Consider the following 4026-nt stretch of genomic DNA (forward strand, 5'->3'; position numbering starts at 1 on the left):
CGCGGCGGCCTCGCCCGCCGCGCCCTCGCGGCGCTCGGCGGCTTCCTCGGATTCGGCGGCGTTGATGGCCTCGCCCGCTTCGGCCGCAGCCGTGCTCGTGCCCTCGGCGGCGGCGAGCGCCGCGTAGTCCTTCGATGCGGCCAGGCTGTCCTTGATGCCCCAGAAGCCCGGATGGCGCGCGATGACCTTCGGCGCCAGCAAGCGGATGAGGGGCGCCTTGAACAGCAGCATCATGGCGATGTCGCATGCGATGCCCAGCGCCAGCGTCAGGCCGAAGCCCTTGACCGACGCGCTGGCCAGGAAGAACAGCGACAGCGCCGACACGAGCGTGACGAGGTCGGCGTCGATGGAAGTCACGATGGCGTGCTTCACGCCCGTCACGGACGCGGCGCGCACGCTGCGCCCCATGCGGATCTCCTCGCGGAAGCGCTCCATGGTGAGGATGGACGAGTCGGCCGCCATGCCGATGGTCAGCACGATGCCCGCGATGCCCGCGAGCGAGAGGCTGAACAGGCCGAACGACGACAGCGTGGCCAGGATGCCCAGGTACAGCACCGCGAACACGATCATGGCCGCCGCGGTGATGAGGCCCAGGCCGCGGTAGAAGAACAGCAGGTACAGCATGACCACCGCAAGGCCGATGAGCGCCACCAGCACACCGGATGCGAGCGCGTCCTGGCCGAGCGTCGGGCCCACGGTCTGGCTCTGGGCGTATTCGAAGCTGACGGGCAGCGAGCCGCTTTCCAGCACGGTCTGCATCGCCTTGGCCTCGTCGAGCGAGTACCCGCCCGTGATCTGCACGTTGCCGTCGGGGATCTCGGACTGGACGGCGGGGGCGGACTGCACCTCGTTGTCCAGGATGATGACGATCTTGCCCTTCGTGGGCGCAAGCTCCTTCGTGGCGTCCGCGAACGCCTTGGCGCCTTCCGCGTCGAGCGTGATGTTCACGGCGTAGTCGGTGGAAGTCTCGGAGGGCTTGCCGATGTCCACCTTCGTGATGTCCGCGCCGGTGACGATGGGCGTATACGTGCCGTCTTCCACCGTGAGGTGCTGCGTCTCGCCCGACGGCAGCGTGAGCACGCCCAAATCGTCGGACACGGTCCCCTCGCCGGCGTACTCGCCGTTCTCGATCTTCGTCTTCACGTCCTCATCGGTGAACGAGTCGAGGCGCGCGAATTCGAGCTTGCCGGTCTTGCCGATGGTGTTGAGCGCGTCCTCGGTGTTGGTGAGGCCGGGGATCTGCACGAGGATCTGGTCGGTGCCCTGCACCTGCACCACGGCCTCCGAGGCGCCCAGCGCGTTCACGCGGCTCTCGATGATGGCGCGGCTCTTCTCCATGTCGTCGTTCGACACGGCAGCCCCGTCTGCGCCCTTCGCCGTGAGCACGACCGACAGGCCGCCCTGGATGTCGAGGCCCTGGTTGATCTTCTCCTGGGGCGGCGTGAACATGAAGACGGAACCCAGCACCAGCAGGGTCGTGATGATGAGCAGCCAGATGTTGCGCCGGTCGGTGGGCCGGGCGGGTTTCTTCTTCGTCCTCTGCGTTGCCGCCATGTGACGTTCTCCCTCGTTGAGCTTCTCTCGCGTGCGTCATGCGCGGGCTCGCGGCCCGGCGCACGGTAACTGTCCCATTGTGCCACAACGCAGGAGAATGCGAAAGGAAGGGTGCCGAAAAGATCAGGGCTAATCCCTACGGTTAGGTTACGACGTTGGTCAGGGATGATGCCCGCCCGCGCGCTTCTTTAGTAATCCTTCGCCGCAGAGCTGGCCATCCACGCTTCGTAAAACTCCTCGTACGCTCCCGCCACCACCGCTTCGCGGGCACGGCGCATGAGGTCGATGAGGTAGTGCAGGTTGTGGACGGACAGGAGGATGCCGCCGAGCATCTCGTTCTGCTTCACGAGGTGGCGGATGTAGGCGCGGCTGTGGTTTCGGCACGTCGGGCACGTGCACGCGGGGTCGAGCGGGCCGAAATCGCGCGTGAACTTCGCGTTGCGCATGTTCATGCGTCCTTCCGACGAGAACGCCGTGCCCATGCGGGCCGTACGGGTGGGCAGCACGCAGTCGAACATGTCCACGCCCTCGCGCACCGCGCGCACGAGCGTCGTGGGGTTGCCCACGCCCATGAGGTAGCGCGGGCGGTCCTCCGGGCACGCGCGGGCGACGGGGCCCAGCGTTTCGAACATCACCTCGTGGTCCTCGCCCACCGAATAGCCCCCGATGCCGAAACCGCCGAAACGGCGCCCGCCGCGCGCCAGGCTCTCGTCCTCGATCTCGCGCAAGCGGCGGACGGATTCCAGCCGCAGGTCCAGCTCCATGCCGCCCTGCACGATGCCGAACAGCGTCTGGTCGGGCCGGGTGTGCGCGGCCAGGCAGCGACGCGCCCAGTTGGCCGACAGGTCCACGGCCTTCGCCACGAAGGCCTTCTCGGCCGGGTAGGGCGTGCATTGGTCGAGCTGCATGGCGATGTCGGCGCCCAGCTGCTGCTGGATCTCCATGTTGCTCTCGGGCGTCCAGCGCACCTTCGTGCCGTCGTAGATGGAGCGGAACGTGAGGCCCTCGTCGTCCAGCTTGAGCGTGTCGGCCAGGCTGAACACCTGGAACCCGCCCGAATCGGTGAGCATGGGGCCGTCGTAGTTCATGAAACGGTGCACCCCTCCCGCCTCGGCCACCACGTCGGCGCCGGGGCGCAGCGACAGGTGGTACGTGTTGGCCAGCACCACCTGGCTGCCGAGGTCGTTCAGCTGGCCCACGGTGACGCCCTTCACGCTTGCGCTCGTGCCCACCGGCATGAACATCGGCGTCTGGAACGACCCGTGCGCCGTTTCGTAGGACAGCGCGCGGGCGTGGCCGCTCGTCGCCTGGAGTTCGCAGTCGAACAACGTCATGCTAGGCCTCCTCTGCGCGGGACAGGACGGCCGCGCGTGCCGCGGCTTCGACGATGCCCGCCTCGATGCCCTGCGCGGGGTCGGCGCACGCGGGCAGCGCCTCGGCCCAAGCGGCGAACTCCTCCATGGTGCCGTGCTTGACGGAAGCCAGATCGAAGCCTTCGTCCGGGTCGAGGAGGTGATCGGTCACGAGGAACGCGTCGGCGCCGAGTCCCCGGATGGCCAGGTCCTCCACCGTGTTGTTGCCCACCATGAGCACGTCTTCGCCGGCGAGGCCGCACGCCGCCACGTTCTCGGCGTAGTAGGCCAGCTTCGGCTTCACCGACGTGGAATTCTCGAACGACGTGATGCGCCCGAAGCGGGAGGCGTCGATGCCCGCCCACGACAGACGCCATTCCACGGCGCGGCGCGGGAACATGGGCATGGTTGCCAGCACGAGCGGGTACCCCTTCGCAGCCAGCGTCTCGATGGCGCGCGCCGCGGCCGAGTTGGGGACGACGCCTGCGCCGATCGCGCCGAAGTCGCGCTCGTAGAAGCCGGCGAGCAGCTCGTCCCAGTCTGCGGCATCGCGATCGGCGTGGCTGAAGAACGCCTCCCAATATGCATCGGCGTTCGTACGGCCGTCGTCGTGGACGGCCATGGCCTTGATCCCCGCCTTGAGCCCGGCCGAGAACGTCGCCGCGTCCAGCCCGTGCGCGGCGACGAAGTTCGCGATGGCTTCGAAGTAGGCGCCCAGGAACTCGTCGAGCTCCATGGGCAAGAGCGTGCCGTCCAAGTCGAAGAAGATTGCGCGGTAGGTGCGAGATGCCATGGCGTCGATCCTTTGATTCGATGAATACGCTTGCAAGCATGGTAGTATACGTCACGTTGCGAAGGAGCGTGGAAACCCGATGAAATTACTGCTTCATGCCTGCTGCGGACCGTGCTCGCTCGAACCCGTGCGCCTGCTGCGCGCGGCCGGGCACGACCTGACCATCGCCTATCTCAATTCGAACATCGCGCCTGCCGACGAGTACGCGCGCCGTCTGGCCACGCTGCGCGCTTGGGCCGCAGACGAGCAGGTGCCCGTGGTGGAGGGCGCTTACGACCCGGCCGCCTGGGAGGCGAGCGCGGGACGCGTCGGCGAGGCGGCGCACGA

4 protein-coding genes are annotated in these 4026 nt (G+C 67.7%); 1 reads left to right on the forward strand and 3 read right to left on the reverse strand.

The genetic code is table 11. The annotated features are described in order from the left end of the window. The 3 genes from secD to HMPREF1023_RS04050 form a co-directional block, all read right to left on the reverse strand. Nucleotides 1–1554 (reverse strand): protein translocase subunit SecD (gene secD / locus HMPREF1023_RS04040; protein WP_009304879.1); only part of this gene is annotated, 1554 nt, incomplete at its 3' end. Nucleotides 1555–1742: 188 nt separating this feature from the next. Beyond that, complete coding sequence (tgt, locus tag HMPREF1023_RS04045; protein ID WP_009304880.1) at nucleotides 1743–2888, reverse strand: tRNA guanosine(34) transglycosylase Tgt; 1146 nt, start codon at nucleotides 2886–2888, stop codon at nucleotides 1743–1745. 1 nt (nucleotide 2889) lies between these two features. Next, nucleotides 2890–3699, reverse strand: a complete 810-nt coding sequence (locus HMPREF1023_RS04050) for an HAD family hydrolase (protein ID WP_009304881.1) — start codon at nucleotides 3697–3699, stop codon at nucleotides 2890–2892. Between the two features lie 79 nt (nucleotides 3700–3778). Here HMPREF1023_RS04050 and HMPREF1023_RS04055 point away from each other — a divergent pair. Beyond that, nucleotides 3779–4026: epoxyqueuosine reductase QueH (locus HMPREF1023_RS04055; protein ID WP_009304882.1), on the forward strand; the 248-nt coding region annotated here is incomplete at its 3' end.

The organism is Eggerthella sp. 1_3_56FAA, from assembly GCF_000185625.1.
In the GTDB taxonomy this organism is placed as follows: domain Bacteria; phylum Actinomycetota; class Coriobacteriia; order Coriobacteriales; family Eggerthellaceae; genus Eggerthella; species Eggerthella lenta.